This window comes from Amycolatopsis sp. NPDC034160 (genome assembly GCF_055575355.1).
In genome coordinates, this window is sequence record NZ_JBVISU010000004.1 from 228,470 (window position 1) to 252,607 (window position 24,138).

Genomic DNA, 24,138 nt, shown 5'->3' on the forward strand with positions numbered 1-24,138 from the left:
CTCTCCCAGTGGTCGTGTCGGTCGCCTGCGCAAAGATCGGCGATGGACGTGATTTCGCTACCGGCGACAGCGCGGATACGAAAACTGTCCTTGTTTTGACAGGTTTGTTCGGCGGAATCCGGCAAGAAACGGTGACGGTGGGTGTTTCGGCAACGGACAAAATGGGGACAAGAACGCGCAGATCGCGACATCGCGACCCGACTGGTCGATTATCGAGGCATTCGAACCGTGAACGCCCGGGAGAGAGCATGGGAATCGCCACCGACACCGCGAGCGAGGGGAACAGCGCGGCCAGCGCCCTGATCGTCGTCGTGATCATCCTTCTGTATCTGGGCTACACCGCCTTCAAGAGACACGGGTTCCGGCCGAGGCGCGTGGAAACGGCGCTGAGCGGGCAGCAGCTGCGTCACGTCTTCAAGAAGAAGGTCGCGAGAAACGGCTGGTCCATCGCGGACGACGGTAATCCGATGATCGCCCAGTCCGCGGTGATCGACGGGAACCGGCAACAGATCTCCCTCAAGATCTCCGAAGGGAACGGGCGCACGGTCGGCGAAGTGGCGGTGCTCCTCCATGAGAAGAAATCCTTCAGTGGCACGAAAAAGGCGTACACCCTTCGCTGGCGGATGAACGCCTTCATCGGGCAGGTCCGCCGACTCGATTCCAGTGCGAAAGTGATGGGCTGAATCCGATGACCACCCTCGACACGCGCCCGATCGGCGACGAGCTCAGGGGCTACCGCACTTTGGAGACCGCGCCGCGCACGTCGGGCCGGATGACCAAAGAGGTGCTCGACCCGCTCGTCGCCGCGGCGAAGACCGGCGATCCGGACGCGGTGCACACGTTGCTGGCCGTCGTGAAGCCGGCACTGGTGCGCTATTGCCGCGCCCGGATGGGCGGACGCGATCTTTCCTACCTGTCGGCCGACGATGTCGCGCAGGAGGTGTGCCTCGCGGTCTTCAAAATGCTGCCGTCGTACGAGGATCGGGGTGGCTCGTTCATCTACCTCGTCCGGGCGATCGCGGCCAACAAGGTCGCCGACGCCTTCCGCACGGTATCCCGTGACCGGTCCGACCCCGTTCCGGAACTGCCGGAAGCCGGACCGGTCCGCAACGAGCCGGAGAGTCACCTGCTCGACGTGGACCTCGGTGCCCGGCTCGGCAAGCTCGTCGCCACGCTCCCGAGGTTGCAGCGGGAGGTCCTCACGCTCCGGATCGTCGTCGGGATGACCGCCACCGAGACCGCGGCGGCGCTCGGGCTCACGCCGGGCAACGTCCGGGTCAAGCAGCACCGGGCGTTGGTGAAGCTCCGCGAACTGGTTCAGCGGGAAGACGACTTCTGAGGCGGCATTTTTCCGCCGTGAGCTACCCCACGGTGGGATCGCCCCAGGCCAGCTCCGGCAGCCACTTGTGTTCCGTGGTGCCCGGCCGGTGGAACTCCAGCCGCAGCGTCAGCACGCCGGTGACGTCGAGCTCGATCTTGGCCGGTTTCCCCAGTGCCACCTTGATTTCGGGTGAAGGTCTTCCGTCGAGGAGGACGCGGAAGTGACCTACCTGGAAGGGTTCGGCGGCATCGTCGAGAACACCGGCCACCGCGGTGAACCTCCGGTAGGCCATTCCGAGGTCCACTTCGACGAAAGCGAGTCGCTCGGCCGCCCGCAAGACGATGCTGTCCCCGTAGTGCACGTCGCTGATCCGCGCGCTCTCGGTCCGGAGGTGCGGGCTGCAGTCCCGCCATTCCAGTCCGGTCGCCAGCGAGGACGGGCGAGGCCCGGCGCCGGTCGCCGCACCTCCGCGCCACTGCCCGCGCTCGGGCCGCTGATGCCGGGCCCTTCCGGTGATCGCGGCCAGGAGATCCTCGACGCCGTCCTCGGTGAACGCCTCGATCTGATACCTCGTGGTGGAGTACGGGTTGAGGAAGTTCGGGATGTCCTCGATCGACTGCTGAGGGAACACGACCGGAAGCACCCGCTTGATCTCGCGGCCGAGGTCCTGGGTCAGCCGGTCGCGCAGCCGCGCCGCTTCGAACTGGGAGCCCCGTCCCACCTGGGGCGCCGCGGTTCCCTCGGCGCGGCGTTTGTATTCCGGGGATGCGATGACGATGACGAAATTCGCCGTGTCGAGGTGCTTCAACGCCCATAAAGACCAGTCACGACGCTCGCCGTCGTCCCATTGGTCGAGGTGTACCTCCAGGCCGATCCGGCCATGCAGGAAATCCGCGAACCGGCGGACCCGCTCCTTGTGTTCCGGTGAATCGTGTGCGTAAGTGACGAACACGTGCGGCGTCTCGTTGTCGGCCATCGACGCTCCTGTCCTGCGAAGGGATTCCGGGTGGTCGCATTCTTGACGATCGCGCGGGCCGGTGCACTCTTTTTCCCGCGCTTGTCATATTTCTGTCTTCCCCGGGGCCGTCAATGTCCATGACAGTCTCGCGCGCGTGGTCGTGTCCAGTTTTTGTCGTCTTTTTGTACCTTTTTCGAGAGTGTCCTGGCCCCCTACGATCAGTGCTGTCCAGCAGGTCGGGGTGTGAAGGAGCAATGGCGCTCGTGTACGAGTACCACGTGTTCATCAGCTATCGCCGTGGCGGAGGTGATGCCCCGGACTGGGTGCGGAATCACTTCCACCCACGGTTGCAGAGACTTCTGGACGACAATGTCGACTATGACGTCAAAATATTTCTCGACGACAGTGTTCCGGTCGGCGGGAATTGGCCGCAGGAGGTTCGGGACGCGTTGCAGCGCACTCGGATACTGATCCCGGTCTGTTCTCCCAAGTATTTCCGTGACGAGTGGTGTCTCGCCGAATGGCACACCATGGCGAAACGAGAGGAGCTTGTCGCGAGGAGCGGCCCGGCGAAGGCGGGCAGGCTGATCTACCCGGTGATCTTCAGCGACTCCGAAAACTTTCCGGAATATGCTCACGAGCGCCGGATGCGTAGCTTTCGGAGCTGGAATCAGCCGCATCCGCAATACCAGAACACCGACGAGTACCTCGACTTCAACCGTGAGATGGAGCGGATGGTCCAGGAACTGGTGGCGATCATCGAGCAGGCGCCTCCGTGGTGTCCGGAATGGCCGGTCGAGACCCCGCCGCCCGACCAGCCCAAACCGCCGAAGCTGCCGAGGTTCTGACCGATGCCGGGAACCGTGGTCACCTTCTACTCCTACAAGGGCGGCGTCGGGCGGAGCTTCACGCTGGCCAACATCGCCGTGCTCCTGGCGCGGTGGGGACATCGGGTGCTGTGCCTGGACTGGGACCTCGAAGCACCCGGCCTCGACGCCTATTTCCGGCCGATGATGAGCGCGGCCCCGTCGGGCGGCGTAGTGGATCTGATCGACGACTTCCTCGCTTGCCGGCTTCGCCCCGGCGCGCACACGACCAGGCTGACCGGCGTCGGGAAGCTCGACGTCATCACCGCGGGCCGCGCCGACGCGGCGTACGCCGGGCGGGTGCAGGGTCTTGACTGGGAATCGCTCTATGAGCAGGGTTTCGGCGACTACCTCGAACGGTGCCGTGAACAGTGGACGGCCGACTACGACTACATCCTGATCGACAGCCGGACCGGGATTTCCGACATCGGCGGTATCTGCACCGCCCATCTTCCGGACCGGCTCATCGTCCTCTTCACGGCGAACGTGCAGAGTATGAAGGGCGCCGTCGACATCGCCGAACGCGCCAACGTCGCTCGCGACCGCATGCCCTACGACCGGCCGCAGCTGACCGTCTTGCCGGTGCTGTCCCGATTCGACGCCCGGGAGGAGTACGCCCGCTCGGAGGAGTGGCGGCGTATCTGCCTCGACGAGACGAAGGATCTGTACCGGAACTGGCTCGACCGCGAGGTCTCGCCCGATCTGATGTCGCGGCACCTCACGCTGCCTTACATCTCTTTCTGGACCTTCGGCGAGCAGCTCCCGGTGCTCAAGGAGGTGAACCCGACCGCGGACCAGATCAGTTTCGCGCTGGAAACGGTGGCCGCGGTCGTCGCGCACGACTTCGACCGGACGGATCTGCTGGCGGAGAACAGGGACGCGTACGTCGGAGCGGTCCGCGCGGAGAAACGGACGTTCGAACACGACGTCCGGGTCAGTACGCCACGCCCCACCCGGCACCTCGCCGACCAGTTGATGACGCATCTGGAGGAGCTCGGCGTCCGGCCCGTGTTGTCCTTGTCCGGGGAGCGATCGTTGCTCGAGCGGACCGAGGACGACGCGAGACACCTGTGCCTGGTCATCGACCGGGAGGTGAGCCGCTGGCAGTCCGCCGAGGTCGAACTGTTCCTGCACCGGACCCTCGGCCAGGACCGCCGGGTCATCCCGGTGCTCACGGCCGACACCGATCCGAACACGCTGCCGGGCTATGTCGGGAACCTGAGATTCCTGCAGCTCACCCCAACCCGGGAAGCGATGCAGATAGCCAGAGGCCTGGTGGACCAGCTCAACGGAACCACGGGACTCGTCGAATCGCGGGAGCACGACATCGCGGGCGCGCTCCGGAAGGCCGCGCAGGCGAAGCTGCGCCCGCTGATGTGGGACCTGGTGGGTGAGATCGTCACCGAGCTGCAGATCGTGATCGGCGCGGGCGCGAGCGGACGCGCCCAAGAACTCGCCGAGGATCTCCTGTTGGCAATACGGGTCCGGTCGACGGACGCCGAGTCGAACCATCGCGTGGGCGCGCCACCCGGCACCCGCGCGGTCATCGAGTGGGCGATCCGGATCGCGGAGGCCAGGGCGACGCGTCACGGATTCAGCGGATTTCTCGATCACTAGACGGAAGGATCACGGATGACGGATCGATTGGGACAGAAGCAGACCGCGGCGATGCTCGCGTTGATGGTCATCGCGCGCGAAGTGTCGAACCCGGAACTGCGCGAGATCGTGGGCTTCCCGCTCGACGGCCAGGACCGCGCCAAGCTCAACAAGCTGGAACTGGTCGACAGCGAGCGCAGCAGTGTGCTCCGCGGCCGTCCCTTCGTTCACGAACTGACCGAGCGCGGCTGGGCCTGGTGTGAGGAAGAACTGAGCGCAGGAGAGGCGCCCTTGCCCAGAAGCAGCCTGGGCAGCGCGCTGTATGTCTTGCTCAGTGGCCTCGACAGACACCTTCGGCGGGAAAAGCTCAGCCTTGCCGACGTCTTCATGCCCGACGTCGAACTGACCGCCGAGGAGATCGAGAGCCGGATTCGGATCGCTTATCGCAAACTGGCCCGTTCGCCACGCGATTGGGTCGGGCTGGTCGAGCTGCGGCCGATGCTCGGTGACGCGTCCACTGTGGACGTCGACGCGGTGTTGAAGGAGCTCAGCCGTTCTGGCCAGGTGCATCTGGTGCCCGAATCGAATCGCAAGGCGCTCACCGCCGCGGACCACGTCGCGGCCATCCGTATCGGTGGTGAGGACAACCATCTGCTCTCGATCGAGGCGTCGTGATGGATGAGCTCGCGGCGCTCGCGGCCTTGCGCTTCGACTGGGCCGACACACCCGACCACGTCTGGCGTGATTCGCCCTATCACGTCGACGGTCTGCACGCGGCTGTCCTGGCAGAGGTGAGCGCGGGGATCCGGGAGGCCGTCTCCAGCGACGGCCCGAGCCCGATCGGGCTGGTCCTGCAGGGAAACAAGGGAGTGGGCAAGACGCATCTGCTCGGCCTCGTCCGTAAGCAGGCCCATCAGGCGCGCGGTTACTTCTTCCTCAATGATCTCACCGCGGGCGACGCGTTCTGGGAGAACACGGCGGAAGCGTTACGCCGGGGTCTTTCCCGGCTGGACGAGACCGGAGTGCCTCAACTCACCGGTTTTCTGCGCCGGGTCTGCCTCCGAGCCAGCCTCGACACCGAGGTCACCAACAAGATCCTCACCGGACGAGGCCTTTCTAGAAGTGACGTCGACACCTTCGTGGACGGTCTGCGGACCCTCGACCGGCAGGTGGCGAGGGAATGCGCCGACACGGCTCGGGCACTCGTGCTCTACGCGAGCGAGGATTCGAACAAGAACTACGTCGGCGACGACTTCTTGGGCGGGTTCACCGAATCGAAGTCGGGGGACCGCCGCAAATGGGGTATCCGCTCGGACCCCAAAACCGCCTTGTTCCAGGTGAAGAACATCACGAAGTTGCTCGCGCTCACCGGTCCGATCGTGATGGCCGTCGATCAGCTCGACACTTTGGTCGCCAGATCCGCGGTGACGTTCCGGGAAATCAAGTCCAGCAAGGAAGAGGACCTGCTGGTCGCCCAGATCGCGGACGGTCTGATGGGTTTGCGGGAAGTGACGAGAAGGACCATGACGGTCCTCGCCTGTCTGCCCGGCACCTGGGAGCTGATCAAGGACAAGGCCACCGACACCGTGCCGGACCGCTTCCGGGAAGCGCTCATCCTCGGCCGGGTCACCGATGCCGCCGTCGGCAGGGCGCTGGTCGAGAAGCGCCTCGGCGTGGCTTATTCCGCGATGAAGTTCGCCCCGCCGCATCCCACCTGGCCGGTGTCGCCGTCGGCCTTCGAAGGCGACTGGGAGGAACTTACCCCGCGAGAGGTGCTGAAGCGGCTCGGCGCGCACATCGACACCTGCGTGCGTACGGGCGTCGTCACCGAACTGACCACGTTCGACGACCAGGCGGTGCGTCCCACGGCGCCGCCTCGTCCGGTGGTGGCCGCCGACAGGTTCGCCGAACTCGACAAGCGTTTCGAGGAGCTGCGGTCGGCGGCCGATCCGTCGGCGCTGCTCGATCAGAGCACCGAGGACAAGGTGATGCCCGGCCTCCTTTCCGCCGCCCTTCGGGGGTGGATCACCGAGGTCGGCAACGACAACATGGAGTGGGTCTACGGCGCGCGAAGTGATCGGAACGAACTGCACGCCTGGCTTACCCGGACCCTCGACGAGACCTCCGATCTCGAGGAGCACTGGGCGTTCCGGGCCATCTCCGTGCTGCATCCCATCGCCGTGCTGCACCGGTTCCGCAAGGCGCGGTCCGCGGCGGGGGTGCGCAAAGGCGCGGAGAACCGGCACCTGGTCCTGATCCGCAATTCACCCTGGTCGAGGGGAGTCAAGACCCAACAGGAGATCAAGGCCTTCGAGAAGGCGGGCGGGAAGCGGAGCAAACTGTCCGATTCGGACATCCGCACGTTCTGGGCGCTCGACAAGATGTTCGCCGAGGGAAGCCGGGAACTCCACGAGTGGCTCGTCGACCGGCGCCCCGCCGGCCGGTCGGAACTGTTGTCCGTCGTCCTTCCCGAGCCACCGCCGCAGTCCCTTCGCGACGACGGGCCAGGCGCGACTCATGCACCACCCGCCGACGGGGAGATCACCATCGGCGCGGTGGTCGGCAGCGGGAAACCGGTCAGGATCGAACTGACGGCGCTGCGCAAACACGCCGCGATCTTCGCGGGGTCGGGTTCCGGCAAGACGGTTCTGCTGAGGCGGATCGTGGAGGAGTGCGCGCTGCAAGGGGTCTCGTCGATCGTGCTGGATCCGAACAACGACCTCGCGCGGCTCGGTGACGCCTGGCCGGAGGACCCGTCGGCGTGGGGACCGGACGATGCCGAGCTCGCCAAGCGGTATCTGGCCGAGACCGACGTCGTCGTGTGGACCCCTGGGCGGGCCACCGGCAGGCCGCTCGCCTTCCAGCCGCTGCCCGATTTCGCGGGTGTTCTCGACGACGAGGACGAGTTCAACGCGGCCGTCGAGGTCGCGGTGGCCACGCTCGCTCCGCAGGTGCGGCTGACCGGCAGCACGGCGAAGACCACCGTCGGCCTCGCGGTGCTGCGGCAGGCGGTCGTGCACCACGCCCGTACCGGGTCGCGGAGCCTGCCTGAACTCATCGAGGTGCTCGAAGACCTGCCTGACGGTGTGAGCACGTTGAACGACGGGAAGAAGGTCGCGGCCGAGCTGGCCGAGTGGCTGAAAGCGGCCATGGTGAACGATCCGCTTCTGGCATGCGGCGGCGAGCCGATCGACCCGGGTCTCCTGCTCGCTCCGGGGGAAGGCAAGCGAGCGAGGGTTTCGGTCGTCAGTTTCGTCGGGTTGCCGTCGGAGCAGCAGCGGCAGAACTTCGTCAACCAGCTTCAGATGGAGCTTTTCGCCTGGGCCAAGAGAAATCCCGCGGGCGACCGGCCGCTCGGCGCGTTGTTCGTGATGGACGAGGCGCAGCTGCTCGCGGCGTCGGGCACGCTCACGGCCAGTACCCGCAGCACCATCGTGCTCGCCTCACAGGCCCGGAAGTACGGCCTGGGACTGCTGTTCGCGACGCAGGCGCCGAAAGGCCTGCACAACCAGGTCGTCGGCAACGCGATGACGCAGTTCTTCGGCAGACTCAACAGCCCTGCCCAGATCGCCGCGGCCAACGAGCTCGCCAGGGCCAAGGGCAGCCCGGTCGACGACATCTCGAGGCTGGAACGCGCCCAGTTCTATGTGGCGGGGGAGGCGTTCGGTTTCCAGCAGGTGACCACCCCCTTGTGCCTCACCCACCATCCGGCCAGCCCGCTCCGCATCGAAGAGGTGCTCGCCCGCGCTCGCGCCGACGCCGAATGACACCACGATCCATACGCCTCGACAACAACTGTGCTCGCTGGAAAGGATTTCGCACCATGGCAGGAATCTTCATCACCGTCCGGCACGGTGACGGTCAAGACCGCACGTGGGGTCTCGACCGGAGTTTGAGTCATATCTTCGGAAAGGACCGGGTTCTCCGGTCGGGCGATGCCGCGTCCGTTCTTGTGGTGCCCCTTGGCGTCGAGGGGCTCGACGACCTCGACGACGAGGTCCGGCAGGAGATCGCCGACGCGCTGAGGCTCGGGAAGAAGGTCGTCCCGCTGCTCATCGGCGACGCCGTCATGCCCGCGGAAAGCGAGCTGCCTGCCGCGTTCGCCGGGTTTGCGCGGCTGCGGCACCGGCGGCTCGGTCACCGCACGATGGAGCAGGACATCGCGAGCTTGATCACCGAACTGATCCGGATCGACCCGGAGTTGGGGATCGGGGTGGTCAACGGCCTCGAAGAACTGCCGGAGTGGCTCGATTCCTGGCGGGACGAGACGCGTCCCCTGCTGCCGGTCCACCTCCCGGTGCTCGGCCGGGACCGGGAGGTGGACCGGTTGTGCGCGTGGCTGGACGCCGCGCCGTCCGTCCTTCCCGTGTACGCCGGGAGCCGTACCGAAGCCGCCGCGTTCGTGGCGACCGCGTTGGCGGCGCACCGGCCCGAGGTGCGCGCGGTGCGGGTGTCGAGCCAGGAAGGCTGGCGTCATTGCCGGAAACTGGCCACTCCGTTCGTCGCGGTGGTGGACGGCCCCTCGATCGAGGTGGGCGACGCCGGTGAAGGCCATGTCGTCGTGGTGCGGAGCACGCCGGACCGGAGCGGTGCGGATGTCTTGGTGCTGCCGTCGATCCCTCGCGACAAAGCCACCGAGGCCTTCGCTGCGGCGGGTGTTCCGCCCGCCGACGCGAACACCTACGCGGACCTGGCCCTCCGGAGCGTCGGCAGCCTGCGCCGACGGCTCGGCGTCACCGGTGCTCTCCCGAAGTGGGTGAACCCTCTGGAGCGCGATCTCGCCGCGCCGCTCCTGCTGATCGGCCGGTGGTCGGCGGGCTCGCGGCACGATCTGGACGAGATCGCCGCGATCGCCGGACGGGAGATCGACGAGCTGGAGCGCTTCTTCGCCAGGGCCGAAGCAGGCGACGACCCCTTGCTCGCTCGGTCCGGTGACCGGCTGCGGCTGGCGGATCCTTACGATGCCTGGATTCTCCTTCGCGGTCGGCTCAGCGCGCAGGACCTGCAGCGCTGGCACGAGGAGGCCGTCAAGGTGCTCGCGGAGCGGGAACCCGGTCGGACCTGGTCGGCGGAGTTGAGGCACGGGCTGGCCCGGAGCGCGGCACTGCTGGCGGCCGAGGGGGAGGCCACGCTGTCCGACGGCGTCCCGTGCGCCGAACATGCCGCACGTCTCGTCCGGGAACTGCTCGGCCGGGCCAACGACGACGCGGACGGTCTGCTCTGGCACTCGCTCGCCGATGTGCTCCCCTTGCTCGCCGAAGCGGCTCCGCATGAGTTCCTCGGCGCCGTCGATCGCGCACTGACCAGCGATTCCTCTCCGCTGAACGGCTCGTCCGACGGTCTCACGGCGGCGTTGGAAACGGTCTGCTGGTCCGAGGACGCCTTGCCGATGGTCGTCTCGCTGCTGGCCGAGCTGGCGCGGCCGGGCAGAGGTACGGGCGACCAGCCGCTCGAATCGCTGATCACTCTCGTGCAGCCGTGGTATCCGTACCTCGACCTGCCCGGCGGACAGCGGACGGATCTCGTCAAGGCGATCGGCCGCCGGACCCCGGAAACCGGCTGGCGGCTGGTCCTCGCGTTGCTAGGCGGTCCGCGAGGGCATCTTCTAGCGAGTCCCCGACGGCCCGCGGTCCGTCTCGAATGGACTGCGCCGGTACCGCCGGCCTCCGTCCCTGACGTGTCCGCGTTCCAGGATGAGCTGGTCACTTGGGCGTTGGGCGCGCTGGCGGAAAAGCCTGGGCGGTGGTGCGAGTTCTTCGAGCATCGGCCCGAGATGAGCATCGCGCGGTGGGACCGCGTCGTGGAAGACCTCACGAGGCTGGATGTCGACCGGCTCTCGGCGGACGAACGCCTCCGCCTGTGGAACCTCCTCACCGGATTGACCGCCGAGCACCGGCACTACGCCGGTTCCGAGTGGGCGCTCTCGGAAGATTTGGTGCAGTGGCTGGAATCCTGCGCCGAAATGATCGAGCCCACAGTGAACCCGCGGCGGCATGTCCTGCTGTTCGGCGCTCATCCGTACCTGGAGGGTGGCGACTCCCTCGATCAGGAAGCACGCGAAGCCGAGATCGGCCGTCTACGCCACGACGCCGTCGGCGGTGTTCTGCGCGAACACGGTGTCGCGGGGTTGAGTGCCCTCGCCGCGGAGAGCGCCCAGCCCCGGCTGGTCGGAGCCATCGCGGCCGAGGTGGCCGGGGACGACATCCAGGAAGACGCACTCGCGGTACTGGGCCGCGAGGAATGGGCAGCCGGCTGGACGGGCGAACTGGCACGGTCGCGAGGTGAAGAGTGGTGGGAGGAAGTCGAGACCCAGCTCAAAGGACAGGACAGGCTGGTCGATTACCTCCTGGCACTGCCCGCAGAACACGCGCTGGCGCTCCTCGACTCCGCCGATGACGCGATTCACGAGAAATACTGGGCTCGCGTCGGCCCCTGGCCGCTCCCGGAAGGCCAGGAGTCGTCCTTCGTCACGCACCTCGCGCGGCGTCGGCCATGGGCCGCGGTCGAGGCCCTCACGCTGGGCATACGGGCGGCCGAACCGCTGTCCCCGTCGGCGTCCCTGGTCGAAGACGTGCTGCTCCAGGCGTCAGCCGACGGCATCGAGCCACCCGACCGCAAGGCCGTCACGCGGGTGGGGCCGCTGCTGGACCACCTGGTGGAGGCCGGTGGTTCGGACGTCGCGGTCGCGCGGTTGGAGCTGCGGTATCACGCGGCACTCAAGCACCACCGGAAACCCCGGAGCCTCCAGCGGATTCTCACCGATAACCCCGTCGCGTTCGTCGATCTCTACACCCGGATTCATCCCGTCGACGACGATTCCCCGTGCGTCGAGCTGGTTAACGCGTGGTTCGCGATCTTCGCGACGCGCACCATACCGGGCGGTACCGATTCCGGTCTCGACGGTGCCGCGCTCAAGGCCTGGGTTTCCCGAGCCCGCGCGGAGTTCGCCGAGCGTGGCCGGGCCGAGTCCGGTGACCGGGCGATCGGCACCGTGCTGGCGAGCGGTTTCGCCCGCCCGGACGGAGGCTGGCCGCCGGAGCCCGTCCGTGACGTCCTGGACGTCGCCGACGGCGGGCATCTCCGGGAAGGCTTCGCCATCGGCATGACCGTCCAGGACGGTGACTCGCCGGACCTCGTCCTGCGCCATCGCGGCTGGGCCCGGCGGATCAATGTCGGCTGGCCGCGGGTCGCCGCGCTCCTGCGCGAGCATGCCGACGGTCTGGCACGGCGCGGATAGCGGTCGAGCAGCCGTGTGGAGGAGCCGAACAGCTCCTCCGCACGGAGCGCCTCATAGGCTGAACGCCCTGGTCCGCCGAGTGTCCGTGAACACTTTGGCTCAGCTCAGCCGTTGGGCAGCCTCGGAGATCTCGATCCCGTCCTGTTCGGCGCACAACGCCAGCAGTGCCGCGGCGGCGCGGCTGTCGACCTCGTGACGTTCCATGAGCGCGCCCTTGGCCCGCTCGATCGTCGCCATCTCACGCCACAGAGAGGCACGCCAGCGCGCGTCGCCGATGTTCTCGTTGGTCGTCACCGACCGAGGATCGCGCACTCTCACCCGCCCGGAAACCCGCACGCGGCATACCGACCAGGACGGGTGACGGTTCCGCCCCGATCGGCCCAATCCGGTGACGGATTCACTGCGAAGCCGGATCGTCGGGGCGATAGCGTGCCTTGATGTGGACCCGCTCGCCCTGTGGTCCGAGGATGCTGAGGAATTCCACCAAGTGCTCGTCGGCGTTGCCGAACCAGTGGGGGAGATGGGTGTCGAATTCGGCGACTTCGCCCTCGGTGAGGATGAAGTCCTTGTCGCCGAGCACGATGCGCAGACGCCCGCGCAGGACGTACAGCCAGTGGTAGCCCTCGTGCGAGCGAGGGTCGGGTTCGCGACCGTCGGTCAGGCCGACGGGCAGGATCTGTTTGAACGCCTGCAGTCCGCCGGGGTTGCGCGTCAACGGCACGACGGTCATGCCGTTCCGGGTGAACGGCTGCAGATGAACGCGGGGGTCGAAGGCGGCCGGAGCACCGATGAGCTCATCGACCGGTACCTGGAAGGCGCGCGCCAGAGGGAGCAGAAGCTCCAGACCCGGTTTGCGTTGGCCGGACTCCAGCCGGGACAGTGTGCTGATCGGGATGCCGGTGGTCTCCGAGAGCGCGGTCAAGGTGATGTCGCGGCGGCGGCGCAACACGCGTAACCGGGGCCCGACCGCGGCCAGCACCGCATCGACGTCATCGCTCATACCGGCACCATGCCCGCGTTTTGCGCTTTTCGCAAAGGCCTTTGGTCGATTGCCTAAAGGGGTGGCGGCCGGACCATCCCCTTGAAGTCGACGATCTTGCCGTCGGCGTCGATGGTCAGGAGATCGCAGCCTCCGAGCGTAGAGGACGGGCCGCGCCGGTCAAGTGATCTGCGAGCGTCGGTGATCTGCGGTTCACTGCGGGTACCGCATGAGGGGGCGAATGAACCGGAGGTGATCGGCGTGGTCGAGCCGCAGAGGGGCCCGGTGTTGCGTCAGGTGGTGCTGGACTGCACCGACGCCCGTGCTCTTGCCGAGTTCTACCGGCGCCTGCTGGTGTGGGCCTACCGTCCCGGTGACGAACCACCCGGGCCCGGAGCCGAAGACGAGCGCGGCGGAGACTGGCTGGTACTGAGGGATCCGGCAGGTGGCGTACAACTCGCCTTCCAGCAGGTCGATCGGCTGCCCAAAGCGAGCTGGCCAGACCCCGATCCGGTGCCCCAGCAGGCGCACCTCGACCTGACCGTGGACTCGGTGGAGGAACTCGACAAACAGCATGACCGCGTCCTCGAACTGGGTGGGCGGCTCTTGCTCGACCGCAGCGACGACCCGGAGGAACCGCTGCGGGTGTACGCGGATCCGGCCGGGCACCCGTTCTGCGTCTTCGTCGCTTGAGGTAGCGGCTCCCCGGTGGCCGTCGCGGCTGATAGCTTCCGCTGAGCACCCTTGTCTGCCGGAAGGAAGCCCGTCATGACCACCGCGCTGATCATCGGTGACCTCCAGCAAGGCATCACGGGCGACTATCCGTTCGCCAGGCAGGTTCTGGCACCGGTTACCGAACTTCTCCCGCGTGCTCGCGCGGCCGGTGCTCGCGTCGTGTTCGTGCACTTCGCGATGCGGGGGAACGGTGCCGATCTGCCGCCGGGCGACACGATGGTCAGGACGTTCTTCGAGGCCGGGGACACCTTCCATGAGGGTTCCGCCGGAACCGAGATCGCGTTGCCGGTCGCCGACGAGGACGTCGTCGTGCTGAAACGCCGTGCCAGTGCTTTCGCCGGTACGGACCTCGACTTGGTGCTCCGGGCGGGCGGCGTCGACACCGTTGCGATCGCCGGGGTCGCGACCAGCGCGATGGTGGCCGCGACCTGCTATGACGCGGCGGACCGTGGCTACCACGTGACCGTGCTTCGCGATGGTTGCGCCGACGGCGATCCGGCGATGCACGACTTCTTCATGGACGCCGTCTTCCCCAGCCGGGGGTTCGAGGTCGCCTCCTGCGCCGAGTGGCCGAGCCGCATTTAGTCCTCTGAATGCGGGGTAAGTCGAAGTCGTCGCGGACGGCACCCCGCGGTGCGCGTTTCCTCGAAGCCGACGCCCGTTGCTCATGTCGTGAAAGCCTGATGCCCTGAAGGACCCCTTTGAGACCTTGAATGTCTCAAAGGGGTCCTTCAGGGCACGCCGCTTTTGCCTTACCTCTCAATAGGTTCCTTTCGACTGTCCACAAAGGTCCTTCTTGGGGTTATTGAGAAGAAGGCCGAACGTGTCGTGCTTGTGGGCGGCCTGTTCGTCGGCGTAACTCGCGTGCTCAGACACGGGACTCGCGTGCCAGGCTTCCGCACTCGCGTGTCCCGCCTCCAAGCACGCGAGACTCGTCTCTGAGCACGCGAGTGCGGCGCCACGTCACCCAGCCCATTGTCTGCTGGTTCAGGGGTGCACCTCGCGCCGTGGCATACGTCACGGGGGTATCTCCATTGCCTTACCCCCATGGGGTATATAGAGTCGATGTCAGGAGGTCGGAGATGCACGGATAAGCGCAAGACAAGAGGAATACCTGACCAGGCTGCGGCGGATCGAAGGGCAGATCCGGGGCCTGCAGCGGATGGTCGACGAGGGCGAGTACTGCATCGACATCCTTAAGCAGGTCTCCGCCGCCACCAAGGCGTTGCAGTCGGTTTCGCTGGGGCTGATGGACGAATACCTCAAGCACTGCGTATCCGACGCCATCTGCCAGCCTCGTCCGTTCCTGAAGCACCCCGAGAAAGCCGGAGGAGAACCACGATGAGCGAGACCACCTACACCGTCACCGGCATGACCTGCGGCCACTGCGTCAGCTCGGTCACCGAAGAGGTCGGGAAGATCGACGGCGTCACGGACGTTCGTGTCGACCTGCCGACCGGCGCGGTGACCGTCGTCAGCTCCCAGGAACCCGAGGTCGCCGACGTGCGCGCGGCCGTCGAAGAAGCCGGATACGAGCTGACCGCCTGATTCGCGGGACGGCTCCATGACCGCGGGCACACGGCCCGTACTAAGGACTTCACGATGAACACAGCAGCGAAGCTCTCCGCCTACGGTGCGGCGCTCGCCCTGGTCGCCGGTGGCGCCTGGGCCGCCGGTAGCGCTGTCGGTCCCTTCGCCGGCGCCGCCGGCCTGCCCGGTGGCGAGGACGCCGGACACGGGGACGCTCACAGCGGCACTGTCGCGGAGGCAGCGCGGACCGACGAGCCCGGCGGGCTCGCGTCGTCCAGGGGCGGCTACACCCTCACGCCCACCACCACGACGCTCACGCCGGGGACGACCCAGCCCTTCTCCTTCCGAATTCTCGGCCCCGACGGGGCGCCGATCACGGCCTACGACGTCGAACACGAGAAGCGGATGCACCTCATCGTCGTCCGCCGCGACACCGCCGGCTTCCAGCACGTGCATCCCGAACTGGGGGCGGACGGCACGTGGACGGTGCCGCTCGCGTTGCCGGAAGCGGGTTCCTACCGCGTCTTCGCCGACTTCAAACCGTCGGGCGGCACAGCCACCACGCTGGGTGCCGACGTCGCCGCGGCCGGGGATTTCCAACCGGCGGAATACCAGCCGTCGCGTGTCGCGAACGTCGACGGCTACCAGGTCCGCCTCGACGGTGACCTGACGCCGGGCCGGTCGTCGAAGGTGACCTTGACGGTGACCAAGGACGGCCGCGCCGTGACCGACTTGCAGCCCTACCTCGGAGCCTACGGGCATTTGGTGGCCCTGCGCGGCGGCGATCTCGCCTACCTGCACGTTCACCCCGACGGTGCGCCCGGTGACGGCCGCACCGCACCCGGACCCGGCATCACCTTCTTCGCCGAAGTCCCGTCAGACGGCATCTACCGGCTGTTCCTGGACTTCCAGCACCAGGGGAAGGTTCGCACCGCGGAGTTCACCGTCGCCACCACAGGTACCCCCGCCGCTTCTTCGGCACCCGGCCGGACCCAGCCTCCGGCGGAAGACCCGGGGCATGGCGGGCACGGCGGACACGGCTGAGGCGCGAGAGTCGGAAAAGGAGGGAGCACGATGACAGCCGATGTCGACCAGGCGCGGACGACCGAAGTCGAACTCGCGATCACCGGGATGACCTGCGCGTCCTGCGCGATGCGCATCGAGAAGAAGCTGAACAAACTCGACGGGGTGACCGCGACCGTCAACTACGCCACCGAGAAGGCCAAGGTCACCTATCCGGCCGGTATCGAACCCCAGCGGCTGATCGAGCAGGTGGAGGCGGCAGGCTACTCGGCAGCCGTACCAGCGCCGGCGAAGAGCGCCGGCCCCGGCGAGCCTCGTGAGGAGGCCGATCCGATCGCGCCGTTGCGGCAGCGGCTGATCGGATCGGCGGTGCTGTCGGTGCCGGTGATCCTGCTGGCGATGGTGCCCGCGTTGCAGTTCACCTACTGGCAGTGGATTTCGCTGACGCTCGCGGCGCCGGTGCTGGTGTGGGCGGCGTGGCCGTTCCACAAGGCGGCGTTGGCGAATCTGCGCCACGGCGCGGCCACCATGGACACCCTGATCTCGATGGGCACGCTGGCGGCGTTCCTGTGGTCGTTGTACGCCCTGCTGTTCGGCACCGCCGGGACGCCGGGGATGACGCATCCCTTCGAACTGACCGTGCAGCGGATGGCCGGTGACGGCAACATCTACCTCGAGGTCGCCGCCGGTGTCACGACGTTCATCCTCGCCGGACGCTATTTCGAGGCCCGCTCCAAGCGGCGGGCGGGCGCGGCGTTGCGGGCCTTGCTGGAGCTGGGCGCGAAGGACGTCGCGGTCCTCCGGAACGGCAAGGAGGAGCGTATCCCGGTCGATCGGCTGGTCGCGGGGGACGAGTTCGTGGTCCGGCCGGGCGAGAAGATCGCCACCGACGGCGTCATCACCGAAGGCGGTTCCGCCGTCGACGCGAGCATGCTGACCGGGGAGAGCGTGCCGGTCGAGGTCGGCCCCGGGGACGCGGTGGTCGGTGCGACGGTCAACGCGGGCGGGCGGCTCGTCGTCCGTGCGACGCGGGTCGGCGCGGACACGCAGCTGGCGCAGATGGCGAAGCTGGTGGAGGACGCCCAGACCGGAAAGGCGCAGGTCCAGCGGTTGGCGGACCGGGTGTCGGCGGTGTTCGTGCCGGTCGTGATCGCGCTTTCGGTCGGCACGCTGATGTTCTGGCTCGGGGCGGGCGGCTCGGTCGCGGCGGCGTTCACCGCGGCGGTCGCCGTCCTGATCATCGCCTGCCCGTGCGCGCTGGGCCTGGCGACGCCGACGGCGTTGCTCGTCGGCACCGGCCGCGGCGCGCAGCTCGGAATCCTGATCAAGGGGCCGGAGGTGCTGGAATCGACGCGGGCCGTGGACACGGTCGTCCTCGACAAGACTGGCACCGTGACCACGGGGCAGATGTCGCTGGTGGCCGTGCACGTCGCCGACGGTGTCGACACCGAGGAGACCCTGCGACTGGCCGGCGCGCTGGAAGACGCGTCCGAGCATCCGATCGCGCGGGCCATCGCCCGCTCGGCACGCGAGCGGGTGGGTGAGCTGCCGGCCGTCGAGGGCTTCACCAACGTCGAAGGCCTTGGTGTGCAAGGGATCGTCGACGGCAAGGCGGTACTGGCCGGGCGCGGCGCCCTGCTGGAAGAGTGGGCGCATCGCCTGCCGGAGGAGCTCGCCGAGGCGAAGGCGGACGAGGAGAAAGAGGGTCGCACCGCGGTCGTCGTCGGCTGGGACGGGAAGGCCCGCGCCGTCCTCGTCGTCGCCGACACGGTCAAGCCGACCTCCGCCGAGGCCATCACGCGGCTGCGGGCGCTCGGGCTGACCCCGATCCTGCTCACCGGCGACAACGAGGCCGTGGCCCGCGCGGTGGCGGCGGAGGTGGGGATCACCGAGGTGATCGCGGAGGTCCTGCCCAAGGACAAGGTCGACGTGGTCAGGCGGCTGCAGGGGGAAGGCAAGGTGGTCGCGATGGTCGGTGACGGCGTCAACGACGCGGCCGCGCTGGCACAGGCCGACCTCGGCCTGGCGATGGGTACCGGTACGGATGTCGCCATCGAGGCGTCGGATCTCACCCTCGTCCGCGGGGATCTGCGGGCGGCGGTGGACGCGATCCGGCTCTCCCGGCGGACGCTGCGCACCATCAAGGGCAACCTGTTCTGGGCCTTCGCCTACAACGTCGCGGCGCTGCCACTGGCCGCGGCGGGGCTGCTCAACCCGATGATCGCCGGTGCCGCGATGGCCTTCAGCTCGGTCTTCGTGGTTACGAACAGCCTGCGCCTCAAGGGATTCCGCGGTACGGCGAGCTGACCGTCGAAAGCGCTCGCGCGACACCTGGCCGGTGACGCGCGAGCGCTTTCGTGCGTGGATCGAGCTGGTCAGTGGTGGTAGGCGTGCACGACCGCGTGTGCTGTCGAGCCCGGCCTCCATCGCGCCCGGGACGACGACCATCACAGCGTTGTCGACGATCTCCATGTTCTACGGCTCAGGTGTTGCGCCACAAGGATTTTGCCAAAGAAGAACCATGTGACCATGGCGACCCAATTACCCCCCAGGGGTACTTGCGTTCCGAACTGGATCGAGCCTATGTTCAGGTTCATCAGATACCCCGTAGGGGTATGAATCCAGGAAGGATGGTAACCATGGCCGAGACAACCCCGGACCCACGACGGTGGTGGGCGCTGGGTCTCATCGCATTGGCCCAGTTCATGATCATCATGGACACCTCGATCATCGGCGTCGCGCTACCCGTGATGCAGCAAGACCTCGGCTTCTCCCCGGGAGCCCTCTCGTGGGTGTTCAACGCCTACGTCATCGCGCTGGCAGGGTTGCTGCTGCTCGGCGGCCGCCTCTCGGACCTGTTCGGAGCGCGGAAGATGTTCACCGCCGGCTGGGTCGTCACCCTCGGTGGTTCCGTCGTCGCCGCGGTCGCGAGCACCGCGTGGGTCGAACTTCTCGGCCGGGTGCTGCAAGGCGCGGGCGCGGCACTGATCGCGCCGTCCGCGCTGACCCTGCTGATGATGCTGTTCGCCGCACGCCCTCGTGAGCTGACCAAGGCACTCGCGCTCTACGGCGCGGCCGCCCCCGCCGGTGGGACCGCCGGGGTCTTCCTCGGCGGCGTGATCACCGAGTGGCTGTCCTGGCCGTGGATCTTCTGGCTCTACGTCCCGATTTCGCTGATCGCCATCCTGGCGACCGGAAAGCTGATGCCTTCCGCGCTCGCCCGGCGTGGTTCGGTCGACCTCGCCGGCGCCGTCGTGGCGACCGTGGGCCTGGCCTTGACCGTGTTCGGCGTCGTCCGCGCACCGGAGGCCGGCTGGGCTTCGGCGGGTACGTGGGGCGCGTTGGCCGGTGGTCTCGCGCTGCTCGCGGTGTTCGTGGTGATCCAGCGGGCGCGCGCGGTACCGTTGGTGCGGCTGGGAATCTTCCGGACACCGAACCTCGGCGGCGCGAACCTCGCGCAGTTCCTGCTCGGCGCGGCGTGGATCCCGATGTGGTACTTCCTCAACCTGTATCTCCAGCAGGTCCTGGGGTACGGGGCGTTCGCCAGTGGGGCCGCGCTCCTGCCGATGACCGTGCTGATCGTCGTGCTGATGGTCGCCGTCGCACCGCGGTTGATCGGCCGGTTCGGGACGAAGAAGATGATCATCGGCGGATTGTGGGCGCTCGCGGCGGGACTGGTGTGGCTGTCGTTCGTCAGCCCGACCGGCAACTTCGTCGTCGACGTGCTGCCCGCTTCGCTGGTCGCCGCACTCGGACAGGCGCTCGCGTTCATCCCCTCGCTCGGCATCGCCATCTCCAGCGCGAAACCGGAGGAGGGCGGGCTCGCGTCGGGGATCGTGAACACCTCGTACCAGATCGGTTCGGCACTCGGCCTCGCCGCGATGACCGCAGTCGGCGTGTCCTTCGGCGCGGGGCGGATCGGTGACCCCGTGGCGTTGACCAGCGGGTACTCGGCGGCGTTCCTCGGTGCCGCCGGAATCGCGATCGCCGGTGGTTTCCTGGCCATGGCCACCTTGCGCGAGCCGGCGCCCGTGCCCGGCGAAGTCGCCGGAGGTGACCCGGCGGTGCTGCGATGACCGGCTGTACCAGTGGTCCGTGAAGGCCTCCTTCGCTACCCTCACCGTAGGGAAGGAGGCCTTCACGGACTTATGTCCACCGGAGGCCGGATCTCAGTCGGTCAACGGGATGCCCCAGGCCTCCGCCACCTGACCGGAAGTCAGTACCGAACTCGGCGGACCCGCGGCGACTAGGTGACCGTCCCGCAGCAGCAAACAGTGATCCGCCCGGCGTGCGACCGCGAGATCGTGGGTGACGCGCAGGATCGTCGTCCCCTCGGCGAGGGCGGCTCGCAGTGCCTCGTCGATCAGGGTCCGGGCGTGCAGATCCAGGCCGGACGACGGTTCGTCGAGCAGCAGCAGTCCGGCTTGCTGTGCCAGCCCTTGCGCCACCAGCGCCCGCTGACGTTGGCCACCGGACAGCGTGCCGAGCATCCGGTGCGCGATCGAGGTGATGTCGAGCCGTGCCATGCATTCCTCGACGATGTCACGGTCCATGGTGGACAGTCGTCGCCACGGACCGCGGTGCGCCCAGCGGCCCATGGTGACGGTGGCGCGCACGGTGATCGGGAGCGATGAGGACACCTCGCTCTGCTGGGTCACGTAGGCGACGCGGCGGGGATCCCGGCGGGTGCAGGAACCGGCGGTCGGTGACAGCACCCCGGCGACGAGGTTGAGCAGCGACGACTTGCCTGCCCCGTTCGCACCGACGACCGCGGTGAGACGCCCGTGCGGCACTTCGGCGGTGACGCCGCACAGCACTTCCCGGTGGCCGTAGTGCGCGTGTACGCCGTCGAGCGTGAGGGCCGTTGTGTCCGAGTTCATCCCACCTCATTCAGATAATGACAATCATTGCCATTATAGTGGTTCGCGTGGAGTGGTTACTGGTCCCCTTCGAGGTGTCCTTCGTGCAGCGAGCGCTGGTGGCGGGCGTGCTCGTATCGGTGGTGTGCGCGGTCGTGGGCACCTGGGTGGTGTTGCGGGGGATGGCCTTCATCGGCGACGCCATGTCGCACGGCATGTTGCCCGGCGTGGCGATCGCGTCCCTGACCGGCGTGAACCTGCTGATCGGCGCTGCGGTCAGTGCCGGGGTGATGGCGCTCGGCGTCACGGCACTCGGTCGCTCGCGGCGGCTGTCGGAGGACACCACCATCGGGCTTCTCTTCGTCGGCATGCTCGCGAGCGGCGTGATCATCGTCTCGCATTCACGGTCGTTCGCCGTCGATCTCACCGGATTCCTCTTCGGTGACGTGCTCGCTGTCGGCTCCGCCGATCTGGTGGGCCTGGGGATCACGCTGGTCGTCGTGGCGGTGGTGGCGTTGCTGGGACACCGGTCCTTCACCGCGCTCACCTTCGACGTCCGCAAGGCCCACACCCTCGGCCTGCGTCCGCGCCTGGCCAACGCCGTGCTGCTGGCACTGGTCACGCTGACGATCGTCGCTTCGTTCCGCGTGGTGGGGACACTGCTGGTGTTCGGCCTGCTCATCGCCCCCGCGGCGGCGGCGCTCTTCTGGTCGCGGCGGATCACCACGATCATGCTCGTCGCGGCGCTGCTGGGGGTCGCGGCCACCGTCGGCGGTCTGCTCGTGTCCTGGCACTGGGGTACCGCGGCCGGCGCGACCATCGCCGCCGGCGCGGTCCTGTTGTTCTTCCTCTCCGCGGCCTTTTCCTTCGTGCGACAGCACTTCCGTTCCCTGACACTGGAGATCGAGCGTTCACGATGAGACTCAAGAAAAGCCGGGCGGCGGTCGTTCTCGTGGTTACGACGGTGATTCTGGCGGCCTGTGGCGGGGAGCCGTCGCAAGACACCGCCGCGGAGGTCCCGCACGGCTATGTCGAAGGCGCCGAGGAAGCCGCCGAGGCGCAGTCGCGGCTGATCGTCGCGGATCCCGCTTCGGGCGCCGTGCGCGTGGTGGACCTGATCACCGAGGAGGTGCACGAAGCCGGCCGCGTCGAAGGGGTGCGCGGCCTGATCGGCGACGGGCGTTTCGGCTATCTGACCGGCGGTGACGCTTCGGTCCGCGTGATCGACAGCGGGGCTTGGATGGTCGACCACGGCGACCACGTGCACTACTACCGCGCGAAACCCCGGGAAGTCGGCCTGGCGCCGGGAAAACAACCACTGGCCGCGTACAGCGATCCAGTGGTCTCCGTAGTGTCCTTTTCGGACGGTTCGGCGACTGTCCTCGACCGGGCCGCGCTCGACAAGGGTTCCGTGGCCGAACTGGCCAGGATCGTGCGCGAGCCACACGCCGGCATCGCGGTGCCCTACGGCAAGCACGTCCTGGCTTCGGTGGCGGATCCCGGTAAGCCGTACGCGCACCGGGTGTGGGTCCATGACCGGCAAGGGAAAGCGGTGGCGGAGCTCGATCCGCCGTGTCCGGAACTCCAGGGGCAGGCGGTGACCCGGCGAGGTGTCGTCTTCGGCTGCGCGGACGGTGCGCTGCTGGTCACGGAGAAGGACGGCGCCTTCACCGGCGAGAAGATCCCGTACCCGGCGGAAGCCGCCACGCCTGAGCGAGCCACCGCTTTCTTCCATCGGCCGGGCGGTACCACGCTCGTGGCCAAATCCGGGGACGGCGCCGTGTGGTCGCTGGACGTCGGTCGCCGGGCCTGGCGATACCTCGAGACCGGGCCGGTCGCCGCGGTGAACGCGGTGGGGGAGGGCGGCCCCCTTCTGGTGCTGGCCCGGGATGGAAGCCTGCGCGCCTACGACGGAGCCACGGGGAAGGAGCAGACCCGGACCCCGTTGCTGTCACCCGAAGCGGCCGCGGCCACGGCGCCCTCCATTCAGGTCGACACGACGCGCGCCTACGTCAACAACCCGCTTTCCGGAGAGGTGTACGAGATCGACTACAACGACAACCTGCGTCGCGCCCGGACGCTGAAGGTCGACGGCAAGGCCGGTCACATCGTGGAGACCGGCCGATGAGCCGGCGGATGCTCGCCGTGGTCGCCGCGGTGCTACTGGCGGTCGCCGGGTGTTCCGCGAGCGGCGAGGGCCGGAACTCCGTCGTCGTCACCACGAACATCCTCGGCGACCTCACCCGCAACATCGTGGGGGATCAGGCCGAGGTGACCGTGCTGATGAAACCGAACGCCGACCCGCACTCGTTCGGCATCTCCGCGCAACAAGCCGCGCAGGTCGAACGCGCCGGGCTGATCGTCTACAATGGACTCGGCCTCGAAGAAGGCATGCTGCGCACGGTGCGCACCGCCGAGGAAAACGGCGTGGCGGCCCTTCCCGTGGGAGAGCGGACGAACCCGATCGACTACGCGGGCGGTACCAAGGATCCGCATTTCTGGACCGACCCGGGCCGGGTGCGCGACGCGGTGAAGGTGATCGCCGACGAGATCGTCGCCCGTGTCGCCGGTGTGGACGAAAAAGTGATCCGGGCCAATGCCGACCGCTACCGCGGCGAGATCGAGGCGCTCGACGCCACGATGACCCAGAAGTTCGGGAGCATTCCGGCCGAGCGCCGGAAACTGGTCACCAACCACCATGTCTTCGGTTACCTCGCCCAGCGTTACGGGTTCGAGGTGGTCGGCGCCGTGATCCCCGGCGGAACGACACTCGCCTCTCCCAGCTCTTCGGACCTGAAGGCACTGGCCGACACCGTGCGTTCGACGGGGGTGCCGGTCATCTTCGCGGATTCCTCCCAGCCCGACCGGCTCGCCCGGGTGCTGGCCGAGCAGGCAGGCCTGCAGGTGGCGGTGCGCTCGCTGTTCTCCGAATCGCTCAGCGAACCGGGGCAGGGCGCGGCCACCTACCTGGACATGATGCGCGCCAACACCGAGTCGATCACCACCGGCCTGACCCGCTCCTGAAAAGACCTGG

The 24,138-nt window shown here is 67.8% G+C and carries 20 protein-coding genes and 1 pseudogene; 17 read left to right on the top strand and 4 right to left on the bottom strand.

Annotated elements, in window-relative coordinates; all coding sequences use genetic code 11:
• The first annotated feature begins 8 nt into the window (after positions 1-8).
• Both ACZ54P_RS12735 and shbA read left to right on the top strand, forming a co-directional pair.
• On the top strand, positions 9-683 hold the full coding sequence (locus tag ACZ54P_RS12735) for a hypothetical protein (RefSeq protein WP_465461666.1): 675 nt from the start codon (positions 9-11) through the stop codon (positions 681-683).
• Positions 680-1,339: an RNA polymerase sigma factor ShbA gene (gene shbA / locus ACZ54P_RS12740; protein WP_465461792.1), complete on the top strand. Its 660-nt coding sequence runs from the start codon at positions 680-682 to the stop codon at positions 1,337-1,339. The genes ACZ54P_RS12735 and shbA overlap by 4 nt, the downstream gene beginning before the upstream one ends.
• Before the next feature lie 22 nt (positions 1,340-1,361).
• On the opposite strand, the gene ACZ54P_RS12745 is transcribed toward shbA, so the two are convergent.
• Positions 1,362-2,297 carry an SEFIR domain-containing protein gene (locus ACZ54P_RS12745; RefSeq protein ID WP_465461667.1) on the bottom strand — a complete coding sequence of 312 codons (936 nt, stop codon included), beginning with the start codon at positions 2,295-2,297 and terminating at the stop codon, positions 1,362-1,364.
• 236 nt (positions 2,298-2,533) lie between these two features.
• On the opposite strand from ACZ54P_RS12745, the gene ACZ54P_RS12750 reads away from it, so the two are divergent.
• Genes ACZ54P_RS12750 through ACZ54P_RS12770 form a run of 5 tightly spaced genes read left to right on the top strand, consistent with a single transcriptional unit; the run spans position 2,534 to position 11,978 of the window.
• On the top strand, positions 2,534-3,127 hold the full coding sequence (locus ACZ54P_RS12750) for a TIR domain-containing protein (RefSeq protein ID WP_465461668.1): 594 nt from the start codon (positions 2,534-2,536) through the stop codon (positions 3,125-3,127).
• 3 nt (positions 3,128-3,130) lie between these two features.
• Positions 3,131-4,762 carry a tyrosine-protein kinase family protein gene (locus tag ACZ54P_RS12755; protein WP_465461669.1) on the top strand — a complete coding sequence of 544 codons (1,632 nt, stop codon included), beginning with the start codon at positions 3,131-3,133 and terminating at the stop codon, positions 4,760-4,762.
• Positions 4,763-4,777: 15 nt separating this feature from the next.
• Positions 4,778-5,416, top strand: coding sequence for a hypothetical protein (locus ACZ54P_RS12760; RefSeq protein WP_465461670.1), 639 nt, complete (start codon positions 4,778-4,780; stop codon positions 5,414-5,416).
• Positions 5,416-8,508 (top strand): ATP-binding protein, encoded by a 3,093-nt coding sequence (locus ACZ54P_RS12765; RefSeq protein WP_465461671.1) that lies wholly within the window; start codon positions 5,416-5,418, stop codon positions 8,506-8,508. Before ACZ54P_RS12760 ends, ACZ54P_RS12765 begins: the two co-directional genes overlap by 1 nt.
• 56 nt (positions 8,509-8,564) lie before the next feature.
• Positions 8,565-11,978 carry a hypothetical protein gene (locus ACZ54P_RS12770; RefSeq protein ID WP_465461672.1) on the top strand — a complete coding sequence of 1,138 codons (3,414 nt, stop codon included), beginning with the start codon at positions 8,565-8,567 and terminating at the stop codon, positions 11,976-11,978.
• Between the two features lie 99 nt (positions 11,979-12,077).
• On the opposite strand, the gene ACZ54P_RS12775 is transcribed toward ACZ54P_RS12770, so the two are convergent.
• Together ACZ54P_RS12775 and ACZ54P_RS12780 are read right to left on the bottom strand one after the other, a co-directional pair.
• Entirely contained in the window at positions 12,078-12,272 is a 195-nt protein-coding gene (locus tag ACZ54P_RS12775) for an ANTAR domain-containing protein (RefSeq protein ID WP_465461673.1), read from the bottom strand.
• A 103-nt stretch (positions 12,273-12,375) separates the two neighbouring features.
• Positions 12,376-12,978 (bottom strand): helix-turn-helix domain-containing protein, encoded by a 603-nt coding sequence (locus tag ACZ54P_RS12780; RefSeq protein ID WP_465461674.1) that lies wholly within the window; start codon positions 12,976-12,978, stop codon positions 12,376-12,378.
• A 240-nt stretch (positions 12,979-13,218) separates the two neighbouring features.
• Here ACZ54P_RS12780 and ACZ54P_RS12785 point away from each other — a divergent pair, with 240 nt between their 5' ends.
• The 7 genes and pseudogenes from ACZ54P_RS12785 (at position 13,219) to ACZ54P_RS12815 (ending at position 20,321) form a co-directional block, all read left to right on the top strand.
• The gene (locus tag ACZ54P_RS12785) at positions 13,219-13,650 is read left to right on the top strand and encodes a VOC family protein (protein WP_465461675.1); all 432 of its coding nucleotides are present in this window, start codon (positions 13,219-13,221) and stop codon (positions 13,648-13,650) included.
• A gap of 75 nt (positions 13,651-13,725) precedes the next feature.
• On the top strand, positions 13,726-14,277 hold the full coding sequence (locus ACZ54P_RS12790; protein WP_465461676.1) for a cysteine hydrolase family protein: 552 nt from the start codon (positions 13,726-13,728) through the stop codon (positions 14,275-14,277).
• 505 nt (positions 14,278-14,782) lie between these two features.
• Positions 14,783-14,986, top strand: a pseudogene (locus ACZ54P_RS12795) (metal-sensitive transcriptional regulator); the annotation flags it as partial.
• A 47-nt stretch (positions 14,987-15,033) separates the two neighbouring features.
• Positions 15,034-15,240: a heavy-metal-associated domain-containing protein gene (locus ACZ54P_RS12800; protein ID WP_465461677.1), complete on the top strand. Its 207-nt coding sequence runs from the start codon at positions 15,034-15,036 to the stop codon at positions 15,238-15,240.
• Positions 15,241-15,294: 54 nt separating this feature from the next.
• Entirely contained in the window at positions 15,295-16,266 is a 972-nt protein-coding gene (locus tag ACZ54P_RS12805; protein ID WP_465461678.1) for a hypothetical protein, read from the top strand.
• Positions 16,267-16,296: 30 nt separating this feature from the next.
• Positions 16,297-18,552 carry a heavy metal translocating P-type ATPase gene (locus tag ACZ54P_RS12810; RefSeq protein ID WP_465461679.1) on the top strand — a complete coding sequence of 752 codons (2,256 nt, stop codon included), beginning with the start codon at positions 16,297-16,299 and terminating at the stop codon, positions 18,550-18,552.
• 332 nt (positions 18,553-18,884) lie between these two features.
• Positions 18,885-20,321, top strand: a complete 1,437-nt coding sequence (locus ACZ54P_RS12815) for an MFS transporter (protein ID WP_465461680.1) — start codon at positions 18,885-18,887, stop codon at positions 20,319-20,321.
• Between the two features lie 93 nt (positions 20,322-20,414).
• Here the strand turns inward: ACZ54P_RS12815 and aztA are convergent, their stop codons facing one another.
• Entirely contained in the window at positions 20,415-21,125 is a 711-nt protein-coding gene (aztA, locus tag ACZ54P_RS12820) for a zinc ABC transporter ATP-binding protein AztA (protein ID WP_465461681.1), read from the bottom strand.
• A 47-nt stretch (positions 21,126-21,172) separates the two neighbouring features.
• Here aztA and aztB point away from each other — a divergent pair, with 47 nt between their 5' ends.
• From aztB to aztC, 3 genes are read left to right on the top strand one after another with little or no spacing between them, the layout of a single operon-like run.
• Complete coding sequence (gene aztB, locus ACZ54P_RS12825; RefSeq protein ID WP_465461682.1) at positions 21,173-22,024, top strand: zinc ABC transporter permease AztB; 852 nt, start codon at positions 21,173-21,175, stop codon at positions 22,022-22,024.
• Positions 22,021-23,232, top strand: coding sequence for a PQQ-binding-like beta-propeller repeat protein (locus ACZ54P_RS12830; protein WP_465461683.1), 1,212 nt, complete (start codon positions 22,021-22,023; stop codon positions 23,230-23,232). The genes aztB and ACZ54P_RS12830 overlap by 4 nt, the downstream gene beginning before the upstream one ends.
• The gene (gene aztC, locus ACZ54P_RS12835; protein WP_465461684.1) at positions 23,229-24,128 is read left to right on the top strand and encodes a zinc ABC transporter substrate-binding protein AztC; all 900 of its coding nucleotides are present in this window, start codon (positions 23,229-23,231) and stop codon (positions 24,126-24,128) included. The genes ACZ54P_RS12830 and aztC overlap by 4 nt, the downstream gene beginning before the upstream one ends.
• Positions 24,129-24,138: the final 10 nt, after the last annotated feature.